The sequence below is a fragment of the Kosakonia sp. N21 genome (genome assembly GCF_050587465.1).
Taxonomy (GTDB): domain Bacteria; phylum Pseudomonadota; class Gammaproteobacteria; order Enterobacterales; family Enterobacteriaceae.
In genome coordinates, this window is record NZ_JBOBHR010000006.1 from 263,099 (window position 1) to 289,051 (window position 25,953).

26 protein-coding genes are annotated in these 25,953 nt (G+C 54.4%); 6 read left to right on the forward strand and 20 right to left on the reverse strand.

The features are described from left to right. Window positions 1-209: 209 nt before the first annotated feature. Window positions 210-536 carry an ElaB/YgaM/YqjD family protein gene (locus tag ACQ3G7_RS16470; RefSeq protein WP_263099613.1) on the reverse strand — a complete coding sequence of 109 codons (327 nt, stop codon included), beginning with the start codon at window positions 534-536 and terminating at the stop codon, window positions 210-212. A 163-nt stretch (window positions 537-699) separates the two neighbouring features. Between ACQ3G7_RS16470 and ACQ3G7_RS16475 the strand changes: the two genes are divergently transcribed. Further along, complete coding sequence (locus ACQ3G7_RS16475; RefSeq protein WP_430890610.1) at window positions 700-1,047, forward strand: DUF2002 family protein; 348 nt, start codon at window positions 700-702, stop codon at window positions 1,045-1,047. 31 nt (window positions 1,048-1,078) lie between these two features. Here ACQ3G7_RS16475 and alaE read toward each other — a convergent pair whose 3' ends face one another. Both alaE and ACQ3G7_RS16485 read right to left on the reverse strand, forming a co-directional pair. Next, window positions 1,079-1,528 carry an L-alanine exporter AlaE gene (gene alaE, locus ACQ3G7_RS16480; protein ID WP_061493483.1) on the reverse strand — a complete coding sequence of 150 codons (450 nt, stop codon included), beginning with the start codon at window positions 1,526-1,528 and terminating at the stop codon, window positions 1,079-1,081. A gap of 447 nt (window positions 1,529-1,975) precedes the next feature. Further along, complete coding sequence (locus ACQ3G7_RS16485) at window positions 1,976-2,155, reverse strand: GDFGVC terminal motif YodC-like protein (RefSeq protein ID WP_263099614.1); 180 nt, start codon at window positions 2,153-2,155, stop codon at window positions 1,976-1,978. A gap of 205 nt (window positions 2,156-2,360) precedes the next feature. Between ACQ3G7_RS16485 and ACQ3G7_RS16490 the strand changes: the two genes are divergently transcribed. Both ACQ3G7_RS16490 and ACQ3G7_RS16495 read left to right on the forward strand, forming a co-directional pair. Next, entirely contained in the window at window positions 2,361-2,519 is a 159-nt protein-coding gene (locus ACQ3G7_RS16490) for a YqaE/Pmp3 family membrane protein (RefSeq protein WP_071889874.1), read from the forward strand. Window positions 2,520-2,671: 152 nt separating this feature from the next. Further along, on the forward strand, window positions 2,672-3,523 hold the full coding sequence (locus tag ACQ3G7_RS16495) for a hypothetical protein (protein ID WP_430890611.1): 852 nt from the start codon (window positions 2,672-2,674) through the stop codon (window positions 3,521-3,523). An 81-nt stretch (window positions 3,524-3,604) separates the two neighbouring features. On the opposite strand, the gene tcp is transcribed toward ACQ3G7_RS16495, so the two are convergent. The 5 genes from tcp to ACQ3G7_RS16520 form a co-directional block, all read right to left on the reverse strand. Continuing rightward, window positions 3,605-5,269, reverse strand: coding sequence for a methyl-accepting chemotaxis citrate transducer (gene tcp, locus ACQ3G7_RS16500; RefSeq protein ID WP_430890612.1), 1,665 nt, complete (start codon window positions 5,267-5,269; stop codon window positions 3,605-3,607). Between the two features lie 132 nt (window positions 5,270-5,401). Continuing rightward, window positions 5,402-6,823 (reverse strand): DNA cytosine methyltransferase, encoded by a 1,422-nt coding sequence (locus tag ACQ3G7_RS16505; protein WP_430890613.1) that lies wholly within the window; start codon window positions 6,821-6,823, stop codon window positions 5,402-5,404. Window positions 6,824-6,992: 169 nt separating this feature from the next. Continuing rightward, on the reverse strand, window positions 6,993-7,523 hold the full coding sequence (locus ACQ3G7_RS16510) for a rhodanese family protein (RefSeq protein ID WP_430890614.1): 531 nt from the start codon (window positions 7,521-7,523) through the stop codon (window positions 6,993-6,995). Window positions 7,524-7,525: 2 nt separating this feature from the next. Continuing rightward, window positions 7,526-7,828 carry an ArsR/SmtB family transcription factor gene (locus ACQ3G7_RS16515; RefSeq protein ID WP_430890615.1) on the reverse strand — a complete coding sequence of 101 codons (303 nt, stop codon included), beginning with the start codon at window positions 7,826-7,828 and terminating at the stop codon, window positions 7,526-7,528. Window positions 7,829-7,998: 170 nt separating this feature from the next. After that, window positions 7,999-8,895, reverse strand: coding sequence for a LysR family transcriptional regulator (locus ACQ3G7_RS16520; protein ID WP_430890616.1), 897 nt, complete (start codon window positions 8,893-8,895; stop codon window positions 7,999-8,001). A 414-nt stretch (window positions 8,896-9,309) separates the two neighbouring features. Between ACQ3G7_RS16520 and ACQ3G7_RS16525 the strand changes: the two genes are divergently transcribed. Further along, the gene (locus tag ACQ3G7_RS16525; RefSeq protein WP_061493491.1) at window positions 9,310-9,501 is read left to right on the forward strand and encodes a hypothetical protein; all 192 of its coding nucleotides are present in this window, start codon (window positions 9,310-9,312) and stop codon (window positions 9,499-9,501) included. A 258-nt stretch (window positions 9,502-9,759) separates the two neighbouring features. Here the strand turns inward: ACQ3G7_RS16525 and ACQ3G7_RS16530 are convergent, their stop codons facing one another. Together ACQ3G7_RS16530 and ACQ3G7_RS16535 are read right to left on the reverse strand one after the other, a co-directional pair. Further along, window positions 9,760-11,106 (reverse strand): enolase C-terminal domain-like protein, encoded by a 1,347-nt coding sequence (locus ACQ3G7_RS16530; protein ID WP_430890617.1) that lies wholly within the window; start codon window positions 11,104-11,106, stop codon window positions 9,760-9,762. Further along, window positions 11,096-12,442 (reverse strand): MFS transporter, encoded by a 1,347-nt coding sequence (locus ACQ3G7_RS16535; RefSeq protein ID WP_430890618.1) that lies wholly within the window; start codon window positions 12,440-12,442, stop codon window positions 11,096-11,098. The genes ACQ3G7_RS16530 and ACQ3G7_RS16535 overlap by 11 nt, the downstream gene beginning before the upstream one ends. A gap of 408 nt (window positions 12,443-12,850) precedes the next feature. Between ACQ3G7_RS16535 and ACQ3G7_RS16540 the strand changes: the two genes are divergently transcribed. Beyond that, complete coding sequence (locus ACQ3G7_RS16540) at window positions 12,851-14,119, forward strand: lipase family protein (RefSeq protein WP_430890619.1); 1,269 nt, start codon at window positions 12,851-12,853, stop codon at window positions 14,117-14,119. A 4-nt stretch (window positions 14,120-14,123) separates the two neighbouring features. Here ACQ3G7_RS16540 and ACQ3G7_RS16545 read toward each other — a convergent pair whose 3' ends face one another. From ACQ3G7_RS16545 to cscK, 5 genes are all read right to left on the reverse strand, one after another. Beyond that, window positions 14,124-15,131 carry a substrate-binding domain-containing protein gene (locus tag ACQ3G7_RS16545; protein WP_430890620.1) on the reverse strand — a complete coding sequence of 336 codons (1,008 nt, stop codon included), beginning with the start codon at window positions 15,129-15,131 and terminating at the stop codon, window positions 14,124-14,126. 29 nt (window positions 15,132-15,160) lie between these two features. Beyond that, window positions 15,161-16,570 carry a sucrose-6-phosphate hydrolase gene (locus ACQ3G7_RS16550; protein ID WP_430890621.1) on the reverse strand — a complete coding sequence of 470 codons (1,410 nt, stop codon included), beginning with the start codon at window positions 16,568-16,570 and terminating at the stop codon, window positions 15,161-15,163. Next, a complete protein-coding gene (locus tag ACQ3G7_RS16555; RefSeq protein WP_430890622.1) occupies window positions 16,570-17,940 on the reverse strand; it encodes a sucrose-specific PTS transporter subunit IIBC in 1,371 nt (456 codons plus the stop codon). The genes ACQ3G7_RS16550 and ACQ3G7_RS16555 overlap by 1 nt, the downstream gene beginning before the upstream one ends. 69 nt (window positions 17,941-18,009) lie before the next feature. Then, entirely contained in the window at window positions 18,010-19,527 is a 1,518-nt protein-coding gene (locus tag ACQ3G7_RS16560) for a carbohydrate porin (protein WP_263099626.1), read from the reverse strand. A 166-nt stretch (window positions 19,528-19,693) separates the two neighbouring features. After that, a complete protein-coding gene (gene cscK / locus ACQ3G7_RS16565) occupies window positions 19,694-20,620 on the reverse strand; it encodes a fructokinase (RefSeq protein WP_430890623.1) in 927 nt (308 codons plus the stop codon). A gap of 149 nt (window positions 20,621-20,769) precedes the next feature. Between cscK and ACQ3G7_RS16570 the strand changes: the two genes are divergently transcribed. Beyond that, window positions 20,770-21,441: an HAD family hydrolase gene (locus ACQ3G7_RS16570; RefSeq protein WP_430890624.1), complete on the forward strand. Its 672-nt coding sequence runs from the start codon at window positions 20,770-20,772 to the stop codon at window positions 21,439-21,441. Here the strand turns inward: ACQ3G7_RS16570 and phnE (ACQ3G7_RS16575) are convergent. From phnE (ACQ3G7_RS16575) to ACQ3G7_RS16595, 5 genes are all read right to left on the reverse strand, one after another. Next, the gene (gene phnE / locus ACQ3G7_RS16575; RefSeq protein WP_430890625.1) at window positions 21,428-22,309 is read right to left on the reverse strand and encodes a phosphonate ABC transporter, permease protein PhnE; all 882 of its coding nucleotides are present in this window, start codon (window positions 22,307-22,309) and stop codon (window positions 21,428-21,430) included. The two genes, ACQ3G7_RS16570 and phnE (ACQ3G7_RS16575), sit on opposite strands and share 14 nt — an antisense overlap. Beyond that, window positions 22,306-23,178, reverse strand: a complete 873-nt coding sequence (gene phnE, locus ACQ3G7_RS16580; RefSeq protein WP_430890626.1) for a phosphonate ABC transporter, permease protein PhnE — start codon at window positions 23,176-23,178, stop codon at window positions 22,306-22,308. Before phnE (ACQ3G7_RS16580) ends, phnE (ACQ3G7_RS16575) begins: the two co-directional genes overlap by 4 nt. 83 nt (window positions 23,179-23,261) lie before the next feature. Further along, entirely contained in the window at window positions 23,262-24,203 is a 942-nt protein-coding gene (phnD, locus tag ACQ3G7_RS16585) for a phosphonate ABC transporter substrate-binding protein (RefSeq protein WP_061493500.1), read from the reverse strand. 37 nt (window positions 24,204-24,240) lie between these two features. Then, on the reverse strand, window positions 24,241-25,083 hold the full coding sequence (gene phnC, locus ACQ3G7_RS16590) for a phosphonate ABC transporter ATP-binding protein (RefSeq protein ID WP_263099631.1): 843 nt from the start codon (window positions 25,081-25,083) through the stop codon (window positions 24,241-24,243). Between the two features lie 124 nt (window positions 25,084-25,207). Next, window positions 25,208-25,624: a hypothetical protein gene (locus ACQ3G7_RS16595; RefSeq protein WP_430890627.1), complete on the reverse strand. Its 417-nt coding sequence runs from the start codon at window positions 25,622-25,624 to the stop codon at window positions 25,208-25,210. Window positions 25,625-25,953 lie beyond the last annotated feature (329 nt).

The window sequence follows — 25,953 nt, forward strand, 5'->3', positions numbered from 1 at the left end:
GTTTGTTACTGAAAGGAATACTAGATGTAGTTATTAAAAGATGCAACCACACAATATATAGGAAAATGACATAGGCTTTGCCCGAAGGATAAGCATAATGGGTAAGGGGAATTTGTACCGGTTTTAGAGCGGGTTATGGCGGCACAGCGGCAAATAAAAACCCCTGCGGGCGATGAAACCAGGCAGGGGTCAGCGGTAAGAACGAGCGTTTAACGGCGCAAACTGAGTAGCGCGCCGACAAATATGCCCACCGCAGCGGCAGCGCCAACGCTGCACCAGGGTTTCTCTTTCACAAAGGTATCCGCACACCCCACGGCATCACGCGCTGCTTGCTGCACGCGGTTGCGACCATGCAAACGCGCGCGGGTCTCTTTCAGTAAAGCCTGCGCCTTGCGACGCGCCGCATCGGCTTCGTCTTTCGCATCGCTGCCCCAGGATTTCAGTACCTCTTCCAGGCTGTCTGCCAACTGGCTGACGTCGTTGTTGATCTCCTCAACACCTTCATCTACATCACGGCGATTCGGTCTGTTAAACATAGGATCCTCCCTCGTTTTTGATGTGAATTTTAGTTTAGACCATAAATTTCAAGGCCAGACGGCAATCACGCCTTTCGCGTCCGTTTGTGGACTTTTCTGAAAGCGTTGCTAATGCTCAGTCATGTAAGGTGGCGAGGCTGTAGAAAGATGACGAGGAAAATCTATGTATTTAAGACCCGATGAAGTGGCGCGCGTGCTGGAAAATGTGGGATTTACGATGGATGTGGCAACGACGAAAACCTATGGTTACCGGCGTGGCGACAATTATGTGTATGTGAACCGCGAAGCGCGCATGGGACGAACGGCGCTGGTTATCCATCCCACACTTAAAGAACGTAGTTTGTCGCTTGCGGAACCCGCCTCGGACATCAAAATGTGCGAACACTACCAGAATTTCCCGCTCTATCTGGGCGGCGATGCGCAGGAACATTACGGCATTCCACACGGTTTTAGCTCACGTATGGCGCTGGAACGTTTTCTGAAGGGATTATTTGGCGAGCAACAGCATTAAGCGGTAGCAGGTTTTCGCCTGCTACCCGCCATCAGGCTTTGGCCTGATGGTAGTTACTGACGCGGAACAGACGGCGGCAGTAATCCAGGAAGTAGCCGTACACGGCGCCCATCATCATCGACAGCACGATATTGGAGCTCACCGCAGCCACAATCTGGTGCCAGTCTGCCCCGACCGACCACAGAATCGCCACATACACCGGTGACTGGAACGTGACATAGGCCAGCACATCCGCCAGATTTTTCATCCAACCCGCGGGGCTGATGCGGCGGGCATAACGCATAAACAGATCGCGGTACAAGCCATAAGGCCAGGCAATAATAATGTTGACCGGGATGGCGACCAGACGAGAGGAAAGTGACTGTTCAAAGCTCATTCCGGAGAGAAAAATTTCAATCAACATGTTCACTACCGAGCAATAGACAACCATCGCAAAGGTGTCTGCTGCGGCGTGACGCAGGCGGGACTGCGAAGAGAACATGATCGAGCTCCTTGATACTCAATAAAAAAAGCGAACAGTGAGAGTGTTTAGCGTTTTGAAGTGCCTGATTTGATGTGGATAGGGTATATGTCTGGATATAAACTAACAACTAGCGATTAATTTTTATTATTTTCTGTTTATTGGATAAAGTGCTCTGTCATTGTTTGTTTTTTGCGCATTTCATTATTTTAGTTGGATTGGTTTTAAAAAGTAAGATATATCAAATGCTTATATTTTAATTGAAGAATAATGCAGCGTTCAGAACGGGAAGCAAAACGGGGTTTTCAGCGCAGTGTGCTTTTGCAGAGTATGTAAAATAATCAACAGCATTTTTTATGCTGATAAAGGCAAGTTTGCAGCGTTTAATGCTAATAAGTCAAGTGATTTTTTATGCTAGATTTTTGCATATGTAACAGTGTGGCGGTGAGCTAACCTCACCGCCAACGATCAGCAAACGCCGAAATCGCCGTCTTCTTTGTACAGAGAGACATCCTCGGCTTTCAGCGTAATTTTGTCCGCTTGTTCATCGTGGGCTGGCACCGCAACGATTTGATCCTGATGGACTTCCAGCACTTTCAGTTTGGGACCGCCAATGCGCGGTTGCACAATATCGCCGACAGAAAACATACTTCGCTCCTTTATCATTGGTTTGTGTCAGTAACCATAGCCTGTCACCTGCTTGCGGTACAGCGGAACGCATCAGCCACGGGTGTGGGAAAAGTAAAACAGGGTAAAAGCGCAGGGGGGAAGTGGCAACCACAGGCACAGTGGCTACTCTTGAAGAGAAAGTGTCTTTTTTTCAATAAGCTGTCATTTATTTGTAGGGGGCTATATGGGTTTCTGGCGCATCGTCTTTACGATTATTCTCCCGCCGCTTGGCGTACTGCTCGGTAAAGGGTTGGGCTGGGCGTTTATCCTCAATATCCTGTTAACGCTGTTGGGGTACATTCCGGGCCTGATCCACGCGTTTTGGGTACAAACCCGCGATTAAACGCTCTATGGGCGAAGCTTCGCCCTTAATAAAAATCAGCATGATGAAATGGTTAACTCCTGTTGTTCTTCGCCGAATCTGCGCAAAAACGTAAAGGTATTTATCATTCAGACGATAAATGAAACATTTGGCAATGATTTTAAGGAGAAGAGATGAGCATTAAGGATGTGGGTGCCTCCGCCAGTCAGCAGACAACGCCCGTTACGCATCGGTCAAAGACCAGCATGTTTGCGGGAAAAGAGATTGTCACGGACAGTTCGGTTGCGGTGAACATTTCTGAAGAAGCGCTCGCACGCGGGATGGAAGGGCATCCACCGTTGACCAAAGAAGAGATTGAAAAGAACACCCGTGCCATGGCGGAAGTCCGCAATGCCAATATGGCGGCGGTCACCCGCGGTGGCCCAAGCCTCGCCAGCGAATTTTATGGCGACCCGGCAACCGCCAACGACGCTGTGCGTTTTATCGACTTTTTCCAGCACTCCACCGTGGCGGCGGACGACATGGCCAGCGCGCTGCATCAGGCGATGACCTCGCCTGAAGTCAATGGCGACTACACCACCAATGCCATGGATCTGGCGCTGATGCAGGCTAAGCTCAACAAAGTGGTGGCGCAGTTTGTCTCTGCGGATTATCAGCAGCAGGCCAGCGACTTTGTTGCCAGCTATATCAGTGAAAAGGCCGATCAGGCGGATCAGATGACCCGTGTTGTGCTCTCGCAGGCAAGTAAACTGGCGCAAAGTCTGGGAGATGAGGAGCAGGCGAAGCATCATCAGGATGCGATCAATCAACTGAGTGACGGTACGCACTCTTCGCAGACGGTGCGTAACGAGATGCTGCAACTGACCGCCAGTAACAAAGAGAGCGATGTCTGGTTTTCCCATCTGAACAACCGGGTGAGCGAAAGCCGCTCGTTACCCTACATCAGCGAGATCGAAAAGCAGCATATCAGCGCGCTACAGCAGCAGTGGCAGCACTTTGTCGATAATCTCAATTCCGTCGCGTGAATCCTCTTCCCCGCCAGCAGCGGGGGAGGACCGTCATGTTACCGGCGCGAAAAACAGCATCACGCCGGTGAGGGGACAGGATCAGAAGGTTTCCCAGTTGCTGTCGCTGGCCGTTGGCGCAGAGGCAGATGCCGGGCGCAACGGTGTGGATTGTGGTTTACCCGGCTTCGCACCTGACAGCGCCGTGTGACCGTTGATGCGGAACACTGCCACCGCCTGACGCAACTGCTCTGCTTGTTCTTCCAGTGCAGCAGAAGCCGCAGCGGATTCCTGCACCAGCGAGGCGTTCTGCTGGGTAACGCTATCCATCTGCGAAACCGCGAGGCTCACCTGCTCAATACCTTTGCTCTGTTCTTCAGAGGCGGACGCGATTTCCCCCATAATATCCGTCACCCGCGTTACGGCGGTGACGATCTCTTTCATCGTATCACCGGCTTCTGCCACCTGAGTGGTACCGGAATTGACCCGGTTTACCGAGTTTTCAATCAGCGTTTTGATCTCTTTCGCTGCCTGAGCACTGCGGCTGGCAAGGGTACGGACTTCTCCGGCCACCACGGCGAAACCGCGACCCTGCTCGCCAGCGCGGGCGGCTTCAACCGCGGCGTTGAGCGCCAGGATGTTGGTCTGGAAAGCGATGCCGTCAATTACGCCGGTAATGTGGGCGATTTGCTGCGAGCTGTCTGAGATTTCGCTCATCGTGCGCACCACGTTGCTCACGACCTGACCACCGCGCGCCGCAGTATCCGAGGCGTTTTTCGCCAATTGCGAAGCCTGACGGGCGTTGTCGGTGTTCTGTTTCACCGTCGCGGTCAGTTGCTCCATACTGGCGGCGGTCTCTTCCAGTGAGGCGGCCTGCTGTTCGGTACGTGAAGAGAGATCGTTGTTACCGGTGGAGATTTCGCTCGCGCCGGTGTAAATCGAGTCAGAGCTGTTACGCACGGCGCTCACGGTTTGCACCAGCGAAGACTGCATTTCGTGCAAACCTGCCGCCAGTTGACTCATTTCGTTGCGACCTTCAGCAGAGATGGACTGCGTCAGATCGCCGCTGGCGATCGCGCGGATATTCGCCATCACGCTATGCAACGGTTTAAGCAACAGATGTTGCAGACCCAGCCAGATAACAATCATCACCCCAATCACCACCAGCAAAATCACGCCCAGCGTCCATTGCATACTGGTGAAGCTGCTCTGATTTTCCTGCGCAGCGGCTTGCAGGAAGGTGTTGTTCTCCGTGCGCCATTTGGCGTAGCTGGCGTCCATATCGTCCTGGGCTTGTTGTGCATCCAGGTTGCCGTACGCTTCGTAATTATTCGCCCGCAGGAAGGTGATCGATTGTTGCAGCACATCATGCATTTTTGTGATGTTCTGCGCCACGTCGTCGGCTAATGCCGTATCCTGGCCTGCAACGCGCGGGGTGCTTTTGTAATTGTTGAAGTATCCTTCCGCCTTGCCGAGCGACTCGGTTGCGGTGTTCAGGAGTTTTTCGATACTGGCAAGCGAGGCGGGATCGCGCTGGTTTTTCAAGAAGCGGATTGCTACGCGGGTAACGGTGACGCGTGTTTTGATCAGCGTATTCACGCTGTCGCCAAGGTTTTCCTGCTGTGCGTTCAGCACGCCGGTGTTCTGGAAGTTCACTCTGTCGTTATTGACTGCCGAGTAGAACAATCCCCCGGTGACGAACTGAAGAAGACAAAATACCGAAAGAGCGATAATGATGCCGGTAATAACCCGTATATTTTTGAGCATGGCCATAGTCCGTGAGAGAGTCGGGATTGCTCACTAGTTATCGACCTGGCATAAATTAACTTTATGATCGCTTTTTAAACACTTAATTAAGACTTAAGTAACTGCCCGGTGCGTCACACACCGGGAAGCCGTTCACTTTTTGTTGCGCAGTTTCACCGCCATGGCAATGCGCGGCTCCAGCAGTTTTGCCACGGCGGCAAATACCGGCACCACCACCGAGTTGCCGAACTGGCGGTAAGCTTGTGTGTCGGAAACCGGAATACGAAACGGTTTGTCGCCGGGTTTCTCAAAGCCCATTAAACGGGCGCATTCGTGCGGCGTCAGGCGGCGCGGTCGCCGGGCCTGATTTTCTGCATGGTTGAAATCCGCTTCACCCAGCGCTTTATCCCAGCCGCGATCCACCAGAATTTCAGAACCATCTTTGTGATAGCGCGCCGACAGGGTGCGGGCGACACTGTTCTCGCGAGTGGGATCGACCAGACCAAAGCCAAAACCATTGCCCTTCGCGGCATGCTTTTTCGCATAGCGATAGAGATAATCCCAAAGCTTGTGCGACAACACATATTTGCTGTCGACCGTTGGCTCCAGTAACTGACCAAACGTCGGGCGCTGTGACGGGTAAAAGCGATCGATGTCGCGCAGGCTAAAACCTTCACTGAGCTGTAAATCGCGGCGGAAACCGACCAGCACAATGCGCTCGCGATGCTGCGGCAGGAAATGCTTACCGTCGATAATTTTCGGATCATCCTTGCCATTGATACTGGCATCGGCAACGTCGTAACCCAATTCGTCCAGCGTGTTCATGATCACGCTGAAGGTTTTACCTTTGTCGTGACTCTTCAGGTTCTTGACGTTTTCCAGCACGAAAATCGCCGGGCGGCGGGCTTTAATAATACGAGCAACATCAAAAAACAGCGTACCCTGCGCTTCACACTCAAATCCATGGGCGCGACCCATGGCATTCTTTTTGCTGACGCCGGCCAGGCTAAATGGCTGGCAGGGGAAACCCGCCAGCAGTACATCATGCTCGGGGATCTGCTGGCAGATATGCGCGTAGGCGTCGGTTTCTGAAATGGCCGGGTTGCCGCTGAGCGTCACTTCGCGGATATCCTGGTTAAAGGTGTGTGCCGCGCTGTCGTTGTACCAGTTGGCCTTGTAAGTGCGCACGGCGTTTTTATTCCATTCGCTGGTAAACACGCACTGCCCGCCAATGGCTTCAAAACCGCTGCGAATGCCGCCGATACCGGCGAAGAGATCGATAAAACGGAAGCGATAATGGGGATGATGTGCAGGGGGGGAGGGGAGTAGCCCGCGCAGCAGCGCTTCTTCGGCAGCGGTCAGGGTTTTTGGCGCACCTTTGCCGTTTACCCAGCGATTAAGGGACTCCCGGCTCCATTCCCGTTTGCCCGCTTTTTTTAGCTGTTCGGCCACAAACTTTTGGCCGTAAATGTCCAGTACCTGGTCCAGTAATGCCCGATCGCGTACCTGCTGTCGCTGTTGGTCACTCTCTGCCTGCACCAACTGATGCAGCGCAAGTGAATCAAATTCCGCCATGGCGTCTCCTTGGATGATGGTCTGAAATATATCACTCATTTGACCCAGAGGAGAATCGCCAGAACAGGGGGTTATTCCTGAAATGTGCCGCCCGCTGTTTAAAAAATGCCGGGTTCACCTGCTTTTGCCATGTGGGGCTGAGATTGCCATAAGGGAACAACCTGATGCGTTATGAATGCGTCCGGTTCCAGGGCATTTTTGCCAGCAGCAGCGCCATGCCGCACCAGCCGCTCAGCCCGGCGAACAACAAGCCCGCGCCGACAAAGCCCGACAACAGAAAAAATCCCGGATTCACCGCATAGCCCAGTACGACACCGCTAAGGATCAGCGTACCGGCAACGATTTGCACCTGCTGCATTAACGGGCGCGGCTGGCTTTTATCCTGCACTGTCGGCAGCTTTGATTGCTTCCAGTTATTCAGCCCGCCCTCCAGGATCACGACCTGCGCGGGGCCTGCCGCCTGGATCAACGCATCGATGTTTTGCTGCGTACGCATGCCGGACTGGCAATGAAAGATCACGGTTTGCGGGGGCGAAGCGAGCGCCCCATTTTTACCGGCGGTCAGGGTATCCAGCGGCAGCGATACGGCATCAGGGAGGTGCTCGCGGCGAAATTCATCAGACTGGCGAATATCAACCAGCAGCGCGCCGCTTTGCTGCAATGTGATCGCCTGTTCGGGGGTGACCTGGGTGTAACGCATATTTATATCTCCGGGCAGTAGATGCCCTTGAGTGTGTTAATGATTGTACTGACCGTCGGATCCTGAATGAAGTAGTTGACCCGTTGCGCCTGGCGCTGGCTGGTGATTAACCCCTCTTCTTTCATCCGCGCCAGATGCTGGGATGTTGCCGAAGGGCTAAGGCCGGTTGCCATACTTAACTCGCCCGCTGACGTTCCGGGGGCATCGATCAGCATGCACAGAATCAACAACCGGTGAGGGTTGCTCATCGATTTCAACAGCCCGGATGCCTGTTCGGCCTGCGCCTGCAGTTGAAGAATATCCATGTCAGTCACTTTGTTTAGTATTTTCTAAATTTAGATTAATCTAAAATAAAAGGCAGCAGGATGCAAGAGGGAAACCGCGCAGGAATAGCCTCATGTCGGCAATCCTTATGGATAACCGGGATGAGACTAATCGAGAGGAATGAGACAAACGCAGCGGTTAGCGGTGGAAATTATTGCAGCTTGCCGGTGATTTTTCGGGAAAACGCGGCGGAGAGGTCTCCCCGAAGCTGCTCAAACCGTCTTCTGAATGGATCGCCCCGACGACAGATCATCACAACACGTCTGCGAAGCTCCTCAGGGTGCGTTCGCAGATAGCGGATGTTTTTCACTTTTTCATCAATGGATGACAACAGCGGGAAAAACGAAACATTTTGTGAGTGCGTCACAATATAGCGCGCGGTTTCCAGGGTATTGGGCATGATTTTGGTGGCACTCAGGACCGTTTGGGCAAAGGTATCATCCAGTGCTTCGGCAAACAGCGACTCGGTAATCATGATTTTTTCATTCTGGGGCAACGGAAGTTTGAATTTATCGTTACTCACCGAGGGGTGTTTGGTACTCAGGCCAATGACGTAAGGTTCTTCAAACACGGGAAATTCAACCACGTCGTCATTATTAATCGGCGAAGTAATAATTGCGACCTGAATAATATCGTGGTCGAGCAGGGCAACCAGTTTCTCTTTGCTGGCTTCATGAAATTTGAACTCTGTTTTTGGAAAACGCTCCCGACAAATCATTTCGATGTCGCCAAAAATGTAGGGGGCGAGGGTCGGTACTGAACCGATATTTAATACCCCCGACGGATGTTTTTTGGATTCTTCCGCCATGTGTTTAAGGCTTTTCACTTCTGACAAAATGACCTCTATCTGCGACAAGGCTTCTATCCCCTGTGCTGTAAACTTAACGCCGCGCACCTGACGATTAATTAATGTTATTCCCAGATCGCTTTCAAGTTTGCGTACCTGGGCGCTCAGCGTCGGTTGCGAAACATTGCAAGCATCGGCCGCTTTTTGAAAATGTTTGTATCGCGCTAGCGCGTACAGATACTCAAGATCTCTAACCCTCATTTTCTTTCCCCTGGAATCAGACAAAAAAATTAGCGGTGTAGTATTCATCCATTAATATGGAATGAGTACTTTTTTTACGGGATCTTTATTCACTTTGTGATCGGTGTTTAATAATGACGAATTAATTTTGTTATTGTTTTTCAATGGATTACTTATTTTTTATATGCGTTCTATGAATGGGTCGAGCCTACGTTATATTGATTTGTTTAATTTATTGATTTCGCTCAAGCATTTCAATAGGAAATGCATATATATCGGCTGTTATTTATATGCTTTTTTTGTTGAGGGGCATGTTTTGGCTATGATAGGGTTGCAGCCCCGTAAAGGTAAGCATTTTACTGTTTAGTGCATCAGGTGAATCTTAGCAAGGTAATAAAAACGGCCTAATATAAATGTCATGGTGAAGTGAGATTGATGATGGAAGTTTTCGAAAAAATTGCGGTTGATATTAAAGAAAAAATATCAAACATGGTTCCGGAAGGTGAGGTGGATGTCGACTTTATGGTTGTTGATGATGACACCATTCGTTTTATTGTCGCATTCAGTCAGGGGCTTTATGAACAAAAGATCAATAAATTAGATATTCATATTAAAACGCTCTCCTGAGCGGCAATCATCGTTGATAGATGAGATTATGCAGAATATCCTTTTTAGGCATGCGAAAAATAAAATAATACCCGCTATGCAAATGGTTTCGCGGTAATGCGATAAATGAGGCCCCTACCCGTGTAAAGGGGGTCAGTTGAGCAGACAAGGAGTGTTGATTATAAAAACATAATAATAAGCCCTTGCACTACGTTGTTTTCAACTCTGGGTTGAGAGGGGAAATTCAACGTAGTGCCTTTTTTGCAGGTCAACGGGAGCCTATGGGCGCACCAACGTCGGGCGTTTGGCGTTAAAAGTCCAGTTATCGATTAAGAACTGCATACCGATCGCGTCGTTGCGGTTCTTATCAGGCAATGAACGATAGCGCTGATGCGCCGTTTCCACCCGCGCCATATCCAGCGTAATGCCAAGCCCAGGCCCCGCAGGCAGTTCAAGATAGCCATTACGGATCACCGGCGCTTCCCGCGTCAACTGTTGACCATCCTGCCAAATCCAGTGGGTATCGAAGGGAGTGATGCGTTCGCCCGGCGCTGCGGCTCCAAGGTGTGCCACCATCGCCAGCGAAATATCAAAATGATTATTGGAGTGGCAACCGGTGGTTAATCCCCATTCACTGCATAACTGCCCCACCGTATGCGCATTACGCATCGTCCAGAAGTGCGGGTCCGCCAGGGGGATATCAATGGCGTTCAACCGTAAGGCATGCTCCAGTTGTCGCCAGTCGTTGGCAATCATATTGGTCGCGACCGGCACGCCGGTGGCGCGTTTGAATTCGGCCAGCGTTTCGCGCCCGGAAAACCCCTGTTCCGCACCGCAGGGATCTTCCAGATAGGGCACCCGCCCGGCTAATTGCTTCCCGAAACGGATGGCCTCTTCCAGCGACCAGCTGGCATTCGGATCGACCGTCACCCGTGCGCCGGGGAAGTGTGCAAGAAGCCTTTCTACGGTTTCGACCTCGTACTCGCCTGCATGCACCCCGCCTTTCAGTTTGAAATCGCGAAAACCATACTGCTCCATGGCGGCTTCAGCCAGTCGCACCACGGCCTGGTGATCCATCGCGGGCTGGTGGCGGAGCCAGAACCAGTCGTGGTGATGATCGTCTCCGGGTTGGTAATTCATGGTGGTTTTACGCCGATCGGCGATATAAAACAGATAGCCCAGCACCGGGATCCGTTCCCGCTGTTTACCCGACGCCAGCAGATCAGCCACCGGTAGATCAAGAAATTTGCCCTGTAAATCCAGCAATGCGGCCTCAATGGCCGCCACCGCGTTATAGAATTTTTCCGGGTTCATCTGCGGAATGTGGATCGTATCGGCCAATTGACTGTGCTGATTGCGGGCATCGCTGCGCCATAGCTGGCTGATAGTGTGGTTAAGACGCATCAGTTCGCTGCCAACAATCTGCGGCTCAAAACGCGCCAGCAGATCCAGCACCGCGCTGTGGCACGGGCATTCCCCGACGCCCGTGTTACCACTGGAATCGGTCAGCACGACCAGAATGCGCGTGAAATAGCAATTATGCGCACCGCCAATATTCAGCAGCATGCTGTCGTACCCGGCCACCGGAATGACCTGCATACGGGTTATTTTCGGGCTAGCGGACATGTTTATTCTCCACGGTCACAAAAGCGCCGGGCGCAGGTTTGTGCCGCAACAGCAGCAGCCACAGCCCGGTAATGACAGAAACGCTGGTTAACGCATACAGCCCGCCGGTGGTGGAGCCGGTGGTCAGCTCCAGATAACCAAACACCGTGGGCGCAAAGAAACCGCCAAGATTGCCAATGGAGTTAATCAGCGCAATCCCGGGAGCGACAATACTGGCGGGTAACTCGCCTTGCGGCATGGGCCAGAATAGCGTGGCGCTCACTTTCGAGCCGATACAGGCGACGATCATTGCCACAAAACCGAACCACGGGTTACCCATTGTCGCCATAAAAGTGCCGCAGGCGGCGACCAGCATGGCCACGCCCAGCCCCTGATTAAGTTTGTCACGGTAGCGGTCGCTGTAACGGCCCACGATATTGAGCGCGATAATGGCGCACAACCAGGGAATGGCGGTCAGTAAGCCGATACCAAAACTGCTGAACCCCTGAATACGCTGGATGATTTGCGGCAGCCAGAACACCAGCGTGTAGCCGGTCATGGTCATGGTAAAGAAGATCAGGCAGTAAGTGAGTAACCGGCGATCGGTGAGCAGCGCCATTTTGCCGGGCGCGGCATCGTGCTGTTCCCGGTCGCGATCTTCTCGCGCCAACTGGTTAATGAGTGCTTGTTTCTCTTGCGCCGTGAGCCAGCGTGCATCCTGCGGGCGCGACACCAACACCGCCAGTGCGATCAATCCGACCAGCACCGAGCCGCCGCCTTCTAAAAACATCACCCATTTCCAGCCGGCAATGCCCATCATGTCATGCATCATCAGGATCGAGCCGGTGATCGGCCCGGAAAAAAGAAAGGCGCCTGCCGACGCGCTTAAGATCATCGCCGTCGCCCGCCCGCGATGAGAGTTTGGCACCCACAGGCGAAAGTAGAACAGCACACCGGGGAAGAAACCTGCTTCCGCCACGCCAAGTAAAAAGCGCAGCACATAGAATTGCACTGGCGAGGTGACAAAGCCGGTCAGCACCACCACCAAACCCCAGGTGACCATGATGCGCGTGAGCCAGAGACGCGCACCGTATTTTTTCATCATGATATTGCTGGGCACTTCAAACAGCGCATAGCCAATAAAAAACAGCCCGGCTCCCAGTCCAAATGCGGCGGCGCTGATCCCGGCGTCGGTTTGCAGCTCCGCTTTAATAAAGCCAATATTGGAACGATCAATCTGATTAATGATCAGCATGATGGCGAGCATTGGAATGATGCGGCGGAAAAACTTCCCCACCGCGGTGGAAATATGCTTTTGGTCTTCGTGAGGTATATGCAGATGCCCTGTCTCTGTCATGGGGATTCTCCCGTTATAATAGTTTTTAAATAGTAGGGAGCGTATTTCGCGAAAAATATATGCATTCGCACAAGGGTTGTTGTGGTTTTATTCAGTGACCCTAAAATATCATGTGGTTACAATGGGTGTTGGCGGAAGTTTTCCTTAAGGATATGTGTGAGTATTCACAAAAAACGCATTTCTATAGAATAAAGCAGTATTGCCATTTGAGTTTTTATTATATTGGTCTAGCGATATATCCTCTCGGTGTTATTATTTTGAATTTTATGGCGATATTTTTTCTCCATGGCTTGCGAATTTGCTGAATAAAACACTCACACTTTCTGCTTGAATTATTACAATCATCTGCGTTAACTGCTCATAACATTGTGTTATTCACTGAATAATAGTGTGAAGGTTTACCTGACGATGAAAAATACCCTCTGTACGCTGGCTGTTGCCATGACCCTCTGGACGAGTGCTGCAAACGCCTGGAGTAATGCGCTCCCCGTTGGTCCGGCGGTCGGCGATCAGTCGCTGTCGCCATTTTACATCTGGGACAGCGCGCTTCCGCAGCACCCGGGAGTGATGCTGCGCGAAGAGTCTATACCGCGCCAGCCGGACATCACTGATGCCAGCAAGATCCAGCGCATTCTCTATACCTCGCAGGACAAACGCTGGAATGCAGGGAGCGTACCGGTGAGCGGCACGCTCTGGTTTCCGCAAGGCGAGACGCCGAAAGGGGGCTGGCCGGTCATCGCCTGGGCGCACGGTACACTCGGCGTCGCCGATGCCTGCGCCCCCTCATGGACAAACCCGACCCCGCGCGATGCGCACTATATCAATCAGTGGCTGAAACAGGGGTTTGTGGTGGTCGCCACGGATTACCAGGGGCTGGGCGGGCCCGGGCCGCACCCTTATCTTAACTGGGAAGCGGAAGGGCGCTCGGTACTCGACAGCGTGCGTGCGGTGTTGCAGGCGTATCCGCAACAGATAGCCAATAACCTGGTGATCACCGGGCAGTCGCAAGGTTCAGGGGCGTCTCTCGGCGCCAGCCTGATTGCGCCAGACTATGCGCCAGAGTTGAAACTGCGCGCCACCATTGCCACCGGGCTGGTGGCGACGTTTCCGGACGGCCCGATAAAACCGGGTCATGCGCGGCCAGGTCACCGCGATCCGGCGCGTTTTACCCTGTTACGATTGATTGGCGGCTCGCTACCGGACGGTGCGCCAGCGGCAGATAAATGGGTCACGGCGCAAGGGGCGAAGATGCTGACGCTTGCCAGAACTGCCTGTATGAAAGAACTGGGTCGCTATGAGCGCAAGGAGAAGCTTGACGGCGCTAACGCGTTTGTCGGGGGTTCCGGGCCGGTTAATGCCGCGTTAATTCCGGTAACCAATATGCCGCTGAAGATGTTCCCGGCACCGCTATTTACAGCCACCGGTCTGGCCGATCACACGCTGTCACCGCACCATCAGTACGCTGCCGTTGCTGCGCTGTGCGCTGCCGGAAATCCGGTTGAGTGGAAGACCTACCCCGGCATTACCCATAACGGCACGGTAAATGTGGCCTTTGAGGATGAGCTGGCGTTCGTTCGCGGCGTGATGGAGCACGCGCCGCAGCAAAACAGTTGCGGGTCGTTGCAGGCGCCAGGCGAGCCGCAACACCCGGTGAAGGGCGTACCGTTTAACACCTGATGGGTTACGGGTGACGCCAGCGCAGCGTTGCCGGCAGGATACGTTGCGGCGTCGCCGGCTCGTTGCCTTCAATCATCTGCGTGATGATATCGAAGCAGTCCTGCGCCAGGCGCGGAACATTCTGTTCGACCGTATCAATCGGCAGCGACAGCGAATCATAGAGATAGTGATCGTCAAAACTGGCGATATGGATATCGCTCTCCAGTAAGTGGTGCTGGCTCATATAGCGCAGCACCCCTTCCAGCAGGCCACACGCGGCGGTAAACAGCGCTTTCGGCGGGCGACCCAGCCTGGCGCAGAGGGCGGCGAACATCTCATAGCCGCTGCTCGGGTGATAATTGCCGTGAATGATCCACTCCGGGCGCGGCGTGACGCCTGCGCGCTCCAGACCCTGCATAAACCCGGCAAGGCGGTCTTTGGTCGGTGACAGACGCGGCTGGCCGCCCAGGAAATAGACTTCATCGGGATTGGCGCGCGCCAGATGTTCAACCAGTTCGGCGGTCGGCGTCAGGGAATCGGTGATCACCAGCGGCAGACGGGTGTCGTTGATATGGCGGTCAAACAGCACCACCGGGAGCTGTTCGCTCAGCTTCAGGTAGTCGCTGTCGCTTTGCATGCTGGAGGCGACAATCAGGCCATCAACCTGTCGCGCCACCAGGTTGTTCACGACGACCGTTTCCTGGCTGGCGTTTTCGTCCGTGCAGGAGATCAACAGTTGCAGGCCCGCTTCGCGGCACAGGTTTTCCAGCTCGTGAGAAAAAACGGCGAAACCGTAGTTGGTGATTTCCGGCACCACCAGACCCAGCGTATGGCTGCGGTTTTCGCGCAACAGGCGGGCGTGAATACTGGGCTGATAATGGTGCTGCTGGGCGATAGTCAGAACGCGCTCGCGCGTCTCCTGCGCCACACGCAACTCTTTACCACGGCCGTTAAGCACCAGGCTGGCGGTGGCTTTAGAAACCCCCGCCAGCGCGGCGATATCACTGATGGTGACGCGTTTTGTTTTTCTCACGGTTTTGCATCGGTTAATGAAACAAGCACTTATTCTACCATGCAAGAACGTAACGACCAGTAGTGCGCCCGCACTTCTGCGCGACCGGTCAGCGTTAACTGCGCCGGATGCTGCGGGAAGTAGCGGCTACTCATCACCCCTTCGCCATCATTGATAAAAATCTCTACGCTGGAGTGATCGCAGAGGATCTGCAATTTCCGCGCCTGACCGCACCAGTAGCGGTAGAGCCACTCACCTGTTTCGAGGCTGCGACGGGCAAGACGCAGTTCGTCGTTTTGCCATTCCAGGATCAGCGTATCGGCAAAATTCAGCGTGACCTCAGCGTCGCACTCCAGCACGAGTTCAAGACGTTGCGCGTCCAGCGTTGGCATGCGTTCGGCTTCGCCGTGGTAAGTCTGCTCTTCACCACGCAGCGCCTGCAACTCAACAATCGGTTGTTGATACAGTTTGCCATCACGGGAGGTCAGTTCGCGCAAGCAGGTCATCTGGTGGATCCAGCCGTTGGCGACGGTTGGCTGGCGCATCTCTTCGCCATCCGGCACCCCCATCCAGCCAACCAGCAGACGACGCCCGTCGGCGGTTTGCGTGGTTTGCGGGGCGTAAAATTCAAACCCGGCATCCAGTTCGCAGAAATCGCCGTGTTGATAACGGGCATTCGTGTAGTCCAGTTGACCATTCAGATACGCGCTTGGGTGGGTATTGAGATAGCGCTTCTCTTCCCGCGCGATACCCTGCGGGCAGCAAATCAGGTACGTACTGCCGCCGAGAGTAAACATATCCGGGCATTCCCACATATAGCCCGCCGCACCGAGACCACCGAGGCCGCTGCCGGCTATTTCGCCCAGGTTTTGCCAGTTCCACAGGTTTTCGGAACGCAACAACAACACTTTGCCCTGCAATTGCAGATCCTGCGCGCCCAGCACCATGTACCAGTACTCGCCATGTCGCCAGACTTTCGGGTCACGCACATGGCCGGTGTAGCCGTGCGGTAACGGGATCGTCGGGCCGAGCTTGTCGAAACCGCCTTCGCTGTTTTGCACCGCCAGACACTGCCAGGCGGTGCGTGTGCCGTCATCGAACTTCACGTTGCCGGTGTAGCAGAGCGTCAGCACGCCGTCGTTATCAACGGCGCTGCCGGAGTAGCAACCGCTGCGGTCATACTCCTGATCGGGCAGCAGCGCGACAGGCTCATGTTGCCAGTGCAGCAAATCGTCGGAGCTCCAGTGCGCCCAGCCCTTATGCAGATGCTGGCAACCCAGTCCGTTCCACTGATAGAACAGGTGGTAGCGCCCGGCAAAATGGATAAAACCGTTTGGATCGTTGAGCAGCCCGGTGGTCGGCGCGAGGTGCCAGCCGGGGTAGTGGCTGTCTTGTAGCGCTTTGGGCTGGCCTTTCATGACTGCCTGCAATAATGCAGGCAGCAGGTTTGTTAACGCCATTATTCAGAGTCCGTTTTGTATTTCAGCAGGTACGAGATAACAAAGGCGGCGCCGAACGCGATAACCATGCCAATGGCGTAATTGAGCAGCGAGCTTGCCTGCACAATCGCCATTCCCGGAATGCCGGTCAGACCCACTGCGGTCATATAGACATGCACTGACACCACCCATGCGCCACCGATAGCCCCGCCGATAAGCGCGGCGATAAACGGTTTTACAAAGCGCAGGTTGATACCGAAAATCGCCGCTTCCGTAATCCCCAGCAACGCCGAGAACGCCGACGGCAGCGTGATCGCTTTAATCTTCGCGTCTTTGGTTTTAAACCAGACTGCCAGACATGCGCCGCCCTGCGCGACGTTCGCCATTGCCCAGATCGGCAGCAGGAAGTTTACACCGATTGACGGATTACCCAGCAGCCCCGCCTCAATGGCATGGAAACTGTGGTGCACGCCGGTGATGACAATCACGGAATACAACCCACCAAACAGCAATCCGGCCAGCCAGCCTGCATGGGTGATCAGCGTGCTGAGCACAAAGGAGATGCCGTCGCCCAGCGCGCGCCCTGCCGGGCCGATGATCAGCATAGCGATAAAACCGGAGATGATCACCGTCAGGAACGGCGTCAGGATCAGATCCAGCGCATCCGGGATCACGCGGCGCAGTTGTTTCTCCAGCGCACTCATAAACCACACTGCCAGCAGTACCGGGAAGACCGTGCCCTGGTAGCCGATCATCGCCACTTCAATGCCGAAGAAGTTCATGGTGTGGAAGCCTGCGGCCACGCCCCAGGCATTGGTCAGCGCCGGGTGAGTCAGAATGCCGCCGAGGGTTGCGCCGAGATAGGGGTTACCGCCAAACTCGCGGGCGGCGGTAAAACCAATCAGAATCGGCAGAATGATAAACGCCGCCGAGCTGAACATGTCGAGCATGATATAGAGCGCGTTGTCGGCATTGACCCAGCCGTAGGTTTTCACCATACCCAGCAGGCCCATTAACAGACCCGAGGCGACAATCGCCGGAATAATCGGCACGAAAATATTCGACAGCAAACGGGCGATACGCTGGAACGGGTTCAGCTTACGTGCAGCAATATCAGCGGCTTCAGACTTACTGGTTTCGCTGATCCCCGCTTCGGCGATAAACGCCGCGTAGACTTTGTTCACCACTCCGGTGCCAAAGATAATCTGTAGCTGTCCAGCGTTGCGAAAACAGCCTTTCACCCCGTCGACCTGACCGATGGCGGCGGTATCGGCTTTGGCGTCTTCCACCAGCACCAGACGCAGGCGAGTGGCGCAGTGCGCGGCGCTGGCAATGTTGTCCTTGCCTCCCAGTAACGGCAGTAGCGACCGGGAAATTTCTGCAAAATCCATAAAAACCTCTGTCTTATCGTTTTTGTGGGATCAACCTGGCAAGATGCGGCCCCCGCAGGGGCCGACCGATCAGAACCAGGTTTCCATTTGTACGCCGAAGTTCCATTCGCCGCCGGCTTTGAAGCCGTTGCTGCCAAAGGCATCATCGCTGGCGTATTTATCCAGACGATGATCCCAGTCCATCCAGGTGGCGAAGAGGCGAATTTCCGGGCGTTTCAGGAACTCGCCGACATCGCTGGCTTTCAGCGTTGGGGCGACGGTGAGTTTGTAGAAACTGCCGCTCACCGCGTTGCGGCTGTTATACCCTTCCGGGCGTAAATCCATGTACTGATAGCTGCCTTCATACTGCATCTCGAAGTTTTCCGTGATGCCCTGAATCAGGCGCAGGTTCGCAGTGGCCCACTGGTAGCTGTCGCCTTTGACGTAACGATCTTTACTGCTCTGCGCAAGCACTGCCGGCGCGATATGCCAGCCGCCGCCCAGCGGGGTGATGCCGTAGCTCGCCAGACGCCAGGTATTGGCTTCCGGCAACAGTGCGCCGTCGGAGCCAATGGATTTGACCTCCGCGCCCAGACCATGACCGTACAGCAAGGCGGTTTTCGCTGACCCTTCACGCAGACCGTAGAAGCTGTCGTTGTGCAGACCAAGCAGGGCGTGTACGCCGGTGTTGGCCGCATCGCCTTTCACTTTGTTGCCTTCCAGATCGAGACGGTCGTCGTTATCTTTGGCACGCATACCGCTGACCATCAACTGTACCGGGCCATAAAAGTTGTTCAGCGACAGAATGTAGTTCTGCGCGGTGTTTTCACTGTTTTCGATATCGCCGAAGGTGCGGCCGTAGATCGACAGGTTGCTGCGCGCCGCGTCGCTCCACTTCATGTCGTAGATCCCGGCGCCGGTACCGGCGAGGAATACCACATCGGAGTCGATCCAGTGAATATCGAAGTTATCGCGGTCAAAACGCTTACCGGCCCAGACGGTGGAGTCTTTAAACGCGCCGGTAAACGTGGGCAGATGACCGATTTCAGTGAACGCCTGACGCAGGTTGAGATCGCTGGAGGAGGCGGTCCAGTCGTTATAGGTTTTTTGCCCGTCGGCAAGCATCACTTTAAAGCGGGTGGTCGCCCCGTTCGCCAGTGTCTGTTTATGTTCGAGGTTCATTTCGACATAGGTGTCCGGTTCGTTCCCCAGACGCCCAACGTGCCCCCCGGTTTCGCCTGCTGGCGTTACCGTCGGGCCGCCCTGAGTTTTGGCCGCGGAGTTGTTCATCAGCAAGCCGGAACGGGCATAGCCGTGGAACTCGAAGCCCCCTTCGTCGCTGGATTTCTGCTCCAGTTTTGCGGTGCGTTGTTCCACTTGTGTGGTGGTGGTTTGCGTTTTTTGCTGGGCAGTCGCCAGTTGCTGCGCCTGTTTTTCCGCCGCCTGAGCGCGGGTTTCGGCAGCGCTGGCGCGTTGTTCCGCCGCCTGTAAACGCTGCTCCAGCGCCGCGAGGCGCGCTTCAATACTGCTTGTGCCGGTATCGGCAGCCCAGACGGATCCGGAACTTAATATCACACCAAGGGTTACAGCGAGCGTGCTTTTTTTCATCGTTTTGCATCCCTAAGGAAGAGCCATCATCACAAAGTTATTTTTGCTAAACCGGTTTAGGTGTTGAATCATAATCACGCCCAATTTATCAGCGCAATGAAATTTGCTAAACCGGTTTAGTGAATGTGAGACGGCTCGCAAAACGAAGCGGTAACCCTACTCAAAATCAGGCGATATGATCCTCAAGCTGGTGGCGATAGGGCAGCGCGGTCATTGCCCCTTTTGCGGTGGTCGCCAGCGCGCCGCAGATTTGCGCGCTCGCCAGACGTGCTGCCAGCGCGGGTTCGTTGTCCGGCAGGCCATGCTCCGCCAGACCCCACAGTAAACCGGCGACAAATGCGTCCCCTGCGCCGGTGGTGTCGACACTCACCACTGGCAGTGTGGGGTAGTGGTAAAGCGTGCCGTTGTGCCAGGCTTGCACCCCCGCTTTGCCTTGGGTGACCAGTAATAAGCTGATGGCATAGCGCTCCGCCAGCGTCTGCATGCTGGCACCGATGTGCGGCGAGCCGCTGATAAACGCCAGCTCCTCTTCCGAGAGTTTCACCACATCCGCCAGCGTTAGCGCCTGGCGTAAACACTGACGCAGTTGTTCGTCGTCAGCCCACAGGTCGTGACGAATGTTGGGATCAACGCTGACAAACCCGCCCGCCGCGCGGATGTTTTGCATGGCGGTAAACGCAGCGCTACGCGACGGTTCGGCCGCCAGCGCGATAGAACAGCAGTGCAGCCACTCTCCGCGCTGAAATTCAGGTAAATCTTTACTGGTCAGAAACAGATCGGCGCTGGGTCGCACCATAAAGGTAAAGGAGCGCTCACCGTCATCGTCCAGCGCTACCACCACCGTTGAGGTACGCTGCACCGGGTCGGCAGCCATAAACGCGGTGTCGACCTGTTCATGCGCCAGCGTTTGCTGCATAAAGCGGCCAAACGGATCGTCCCCCACACGGCCAATAAAGCCGCTATTCCCCTGTAACCGGGCAATTCCCACTGCCACATTCGCTGGCGCACCGCCGGGACATTGCATCAGGCGTCCCGGCCCGTCCGGCAGCAGATCTACGACGGCGTCGCCCAGACACCAGACTCGAGCTGACATGCTATTCTCCCGCTAAAAAATATCGCTAAAATTTAACTAAACCGTTTTAGCAAATCAATGTCGTTCTCTGATTTCTGCGTAACATCTTTAAGCTGTCATCTTTTTTCTGCATGCTGGAGCGTCTATTTATCAACCAGATGGATGTGCATATGTCGCAACCGCTTTTTGTTTTCGATCTTGATAACACCTTGATCCACGGCGACAGCAGCACGCTCTGGAGCCGCTACCTGGTGCGTGAAGGCTTTGCCAGCAACCCGGACTATTTGTTGCATGAAGAGCGCATGATGCTGGATTACGCACGCGGTGAAATGGATCTGCATGCGTATGTGGCGCTGACCCTGTCGCCATTGACGGATATTCCGATAGCGCTGGTGGACCGCATGGTTGCGCTGTGCGTTGAAAAAGAGATCGTGCCGCGCATCTACCCGCAGGCGCTGGCGTTGATTAACCGCTTACGGGCGCAGCAACAGCCGATGCTGATTATCTCGGCATCGGTGGGGTTACTGGTGAAGGCTATCGCCCCGGTGCTGGGCATTGAGCACGCCATTGGCGTTGAGGTGAAAACCGATAACGGGCGCTACACCGGCGTTATTGACGGGACGCCCAGTTACCAGCAGGGAAAAATCACCTGCCTGGAGAACTTCCTCGCCCGTCACCCGCAGTATGACGGGCCGCTGACGTTTTACACCGATTCGATTAACGATCTGCCGCTGTGTGAGCGTGCTGACCACGTTTACCTGGTGAACCCGTGCCAGAAGCTGGCAGCGCACGGAGCGCTGCGCCACTGGCCGGTGCTTGACTGGCAACTTACTCAGGCGTAAACAACGGCACCGGTTTGCCGGTGATATAGCGTCGGCGCAGCCAGGCCGACGCGGTATCCATCAGCATCACCACCGCCACCAGGATCAGGGTGATAAACATCACCACATCCCAGTTCCACAACCGCATGTTCTCGGCATAAATCAAACCAATGCCGCCCGCGCCAACAAACCCCAGCACGGCGGCCGAACGGGTGTTGGACTCTATCTGATAGAGGCTAAGGGCAAGAAATGTCGGGAAGGACTGGGTAAAGGTGCTGAAGCGGTGTTTTTGCAAACCCCCTGCGCCGACCGCTGTTAAGCCGCGACCGGGGGAGCGATCCACGGCTTCATGGCTTTCTGCATACAGACGCCCGAGCAACCCGGTGTCCTGCATAATGATCGCCAGTACCCCGGCAAGCGGTCCCAGCCCGACGGCGCGCACGAAAATCAGCCCCCAGATCGCCATATCAATACCGCGCAGGATGTCGAACACGCGGCGCATAAAAAAGGCGATTGCCCCGGTAATCCCGCCTTTCATGATGTTGCGCGCCGCAAGGAATGACAGCAGCAAAGCAAACACTGTGGCGGTCAGGGTCCCGGCGAAGACAATCGCCAGCGTGATGCCGATCTGCGTAAAGTAGTAGCCAAATGGCCAGTTAAGGAAGTCGTGCCAGACGAACATCCGCAGAATGTAGCGCCCTATCTGCTGGAGGCCGCTGAGCGCCTGATCGGCAGGAATGCCAAACTGCATAAAAAACCAGCCGTAATAGAGCAGAACGGCCAGGGCGATAAGCCCAAGACGACGCAGATAGTGCCCCTGCGCCTGGAACAGATTTTTGTTCAGCTTGCGGCTTAATGCGACGTTCTGAACGGTTTGCACTCGGGTCATTTTTTCCCCTCCAGCACCCACTGGCGCAAGCGCCCGGAGAGCGTATCGAGCAGCGACACCACAATGATAATGAGCAGCAGCGTGATGCTGACCTGATCATAACGGTCGAGTTTGATGTTGGTCATTAGCTCCTGGCCGATGCCGCCTGCGCCGACCAGACCAAGAATGGTGGAGGAGCGGAAGTTGATCTCCAGGCGCATAAAGCCGTAAGAGAGAAAAATCGGTTTCACCTGCGGCCACAGGGCAAAGCGGATGCGCTGCAAATGCGTTGCGCCGCAGGCCGCCAGCCCGCGTACGGGGCGGTCTTGCGCGCTTTCCACCGCTTCATAAAACAGCTTGGTCAGGCTGCCGATGGTGTGCAGCGTCAGCGCCAGAAAACCGGGAATGGCGCCGATGCCGAAGGCCATCACAAAGATCACCGCCCACGCCAGTTCCGGCATCGTGCGCAGAAATGCCACCAGCGTGCGCACCGCAAAGCGGACTGCCGGAGGCGACCAGGTGTTGCCTGCCGCCAGAAAGGCGAATACACCGGCGATGGCAAAGGAGAGGATCGTGGCGGCCAGCGCCAGTTGCAGGGTCTCCCAGATCAGCGGTAGCTGGATGGGCAGCCGATATCCCCAGTAGGCCAGTGAACCCTTGGTATGGCTGTCGGCAAACAGCACTGGCCAGTGCAGTGTGGGCACGGTTTCCAGCATGTAATCGAGAAAGTTGGGCAGAGAGTGCCAGATGGTGGCGAGATTAAACTCCGCTGCACTGCCCGCCGCAAAATAGAGGGCCAGCAACAGTAATGACCAGGTCACGGTATCGCGCTTTTGGCGCATTCTGACCTGCTGATAGTAGTGTTCAAACTGCATATTCGACGTGCTCATGCGTTGCAATTGCGTCCTGTATGACAATCGAATAAAAGCCCCTGGTTTTTACGCAGGGGCTTGCGACATCGTGAGACGACAACTTAACGGGCGGTAACCAGCTCGCGTTTCATCTCAATGATCTGTTTAAAGTCGTCCACGCTACCCGGGCCGATATGCTGCGTGCCGCCCATCGCTTTCACGAAACAGGCGTGGTTGTCGGTATCCAGTTTTTTGATTGCCGTAATGACTTTGGCTTTGAAATCCGCCGGCAGGCTGTTGCTGACGAGGATCGGGCCGTTCGGGATCAGCGGCGATTCCCAGATAATGCGGATTTGTTTCATCAGGTCCGGGTGATCCATGCGGATCAGGCGGTTAAATGCGCCCACGCTGTAACCGGAATTGTAATCGCCGACCATAGACGTCCAGGTGACGGCGCCAGCGAACTGACCGTTCAGCACGCCGAGGATGTCCTGCTCATGACCGCCGGAGAAAGTGACGCTGGAGAAATAGTTGTTGTATTTGTTATCCGCGTTGCCGCCGAACTTCTGTTTGAATTCATAGTTCGGGATCAGGTAACCAGAGGTGGAGTCCGGATCGGCGAAGCCAAAGGCTTTACCTTTCAGATCTTCCAGTTTTTTGTACGGGCTGTCGGCTTTGACGATCACCACCGAGTGGTAACCGCGAGACTTGTCTTTGTCATCCACGGCGATGCCGACGATATCGACCGCTTTCGGGTTGTTGATATACACCGAGGCGTAAGACGAAGGCGACATGCTCAGCACTACATCGACTTTGCCGCCCAGCAGACCCTGGATCACGCCGGAGTAGTCAGATGAATTGCGCAGTTTGGTGTCCACGCTGAGCTCTTTATCAAGAAACTCTTTGACGCACTGGTTGTCGCCAATTTGTTGGGTGGCGTTCTGCCCGCCAAGGATCCCCAGATTCAACTCTTTCGGCTGCTCCGCCGCCGAAGCCTGCCATGCCAGCAGCAGACCTGTCATCAATGCAGATAAACGTAATGCGCCCGAAATATGCTTTTTCATTGTCATTGCCTGTGTTGTCTCATTGGAAGGGGAAGAATTAATGCAACTGGCTTATTTCATCGCCATAAAGGATCTGCAAAACGTCCTGCGTCAGCCGTGAAGGGTGGTCGTCAAAAACAATTCGTCCCTGAGAAACGCCAATCACGCGCGTGCAGTACTCTTTTACCAGCTCGACGGAGTGCAGGTTTACCATCACGCTAATGCCTTGTTCGCTCACTTCGCGCAGTACACCCATGATGCGCTGCGTGTTTTTCGGATCCAGCGACGCGACCGGCTCGTCGGCCAGCAAAATGGAAGGGTTCTGGATCAGCGCCCGACAAATCGCCACGCGTTGCATCTGGCCACCGGAGAGGGTTTCCGCACGCTGGAGGGCATGCGGCAACATATTCAGCCACTCCAGCAGCGCAATGGCTCTGGCGCGATCTTCATCGGTGAACACTTTAAACAGGGATTTCAGCGTTGATGTCTGGCTCAGACGACCCAGCAGCACATTGGTGAGCACATCAAGGCGCGGTACCAGGCAGAAGTCCTGGAAAATCATCCCGCATTCGCTGCGCCACTGATTAAGCGCGCGGCCTTTGAGGCGTGAAACATCGCGCGGCGTACCCACTTCCGGGAAGCTGTTGATCTCACCGGACGTCGCACTGTGCGTGCCGTTCAGAACGTGCAGCAGGGTTGATTTCCCCGCGCCCGAGCGACCAATCACGCCGACCATCTCGCCGCGATGCAGATCGAAGCTGATGTCGTGCAACACGGTCTGGTGCGCGTTATAGGACTTGCGTAAGTGGTTTACGCTTAGCACTTTTTGTTTCGGCACCGTGTTGAGTTGATGCAGAGACGAATAGTGGCCTTCAGAAATTTCCGCCAATGCGCTGTTCATAAGTCATCCGGTTTTTTCATTAAACTGGCGACCATTAAGAGGACGGGTGATGATCGTTTTATGACGGAAAGACGAACAAATAGTGAACGTGTGGCTTCGTTGGGAAGGGAATAAGATGAGCAGGCTATTTCATGTAAGTGATAGTGATATATTTTTGCCATCCGGGCGCACGCTGTACGCCCGCAGGATCGGAAAAGAAGGGTAGCCGCAGACGCGGCGCTGAAGATATTTCGACAACCCACTCGCCTTCACCCAGAAAACGAAAACGGACCTGCTCCGCGCTAATTGATACATTCTCAAAAATGCCCGTTGCCCACATCTGGCCAATTCGCACAACCTCCTTTACGCCATGCCGGATATCAATCAGCACGATGGTCAGGGATTCTTCAAAGATTACATCATCAGTAAGAAACAGCAGATAGCGCGTGTTATCCACCTGTACCGCCGCTTCAAGCAACAGGCCGGGAACGGTGATATTCGTTACTTCATCTGCGATCAATACGACCGATTGGGCCTGGCGGAAGTCGGTGACATCACGCACCGTTATTATTGATACATTATTGGTTGCTCTCATGACTTATTTGAATTTCGCTGACATTTGAACTTCGGATTATTCTTATCCGGGGCGGCAACAAAGAGAGTATGCTAGATAAGCCTTTACGCATGAAAAATATGAAATATAAGCGTCAGGTTTCAGGCCATTTCCGCTTTATATATAAATTATGTGCAAGCTTATGGATAGCATTAAATCTCCGCACCTGTATTTGATGCCCGGTCAGAAACCCATGCGACTAATGCGGTTGGGGCATTTTGCAACATTCACGATCACTCTTGGGGTCAAACCGGTCCCAAATCGGTTTACGGTGCTGA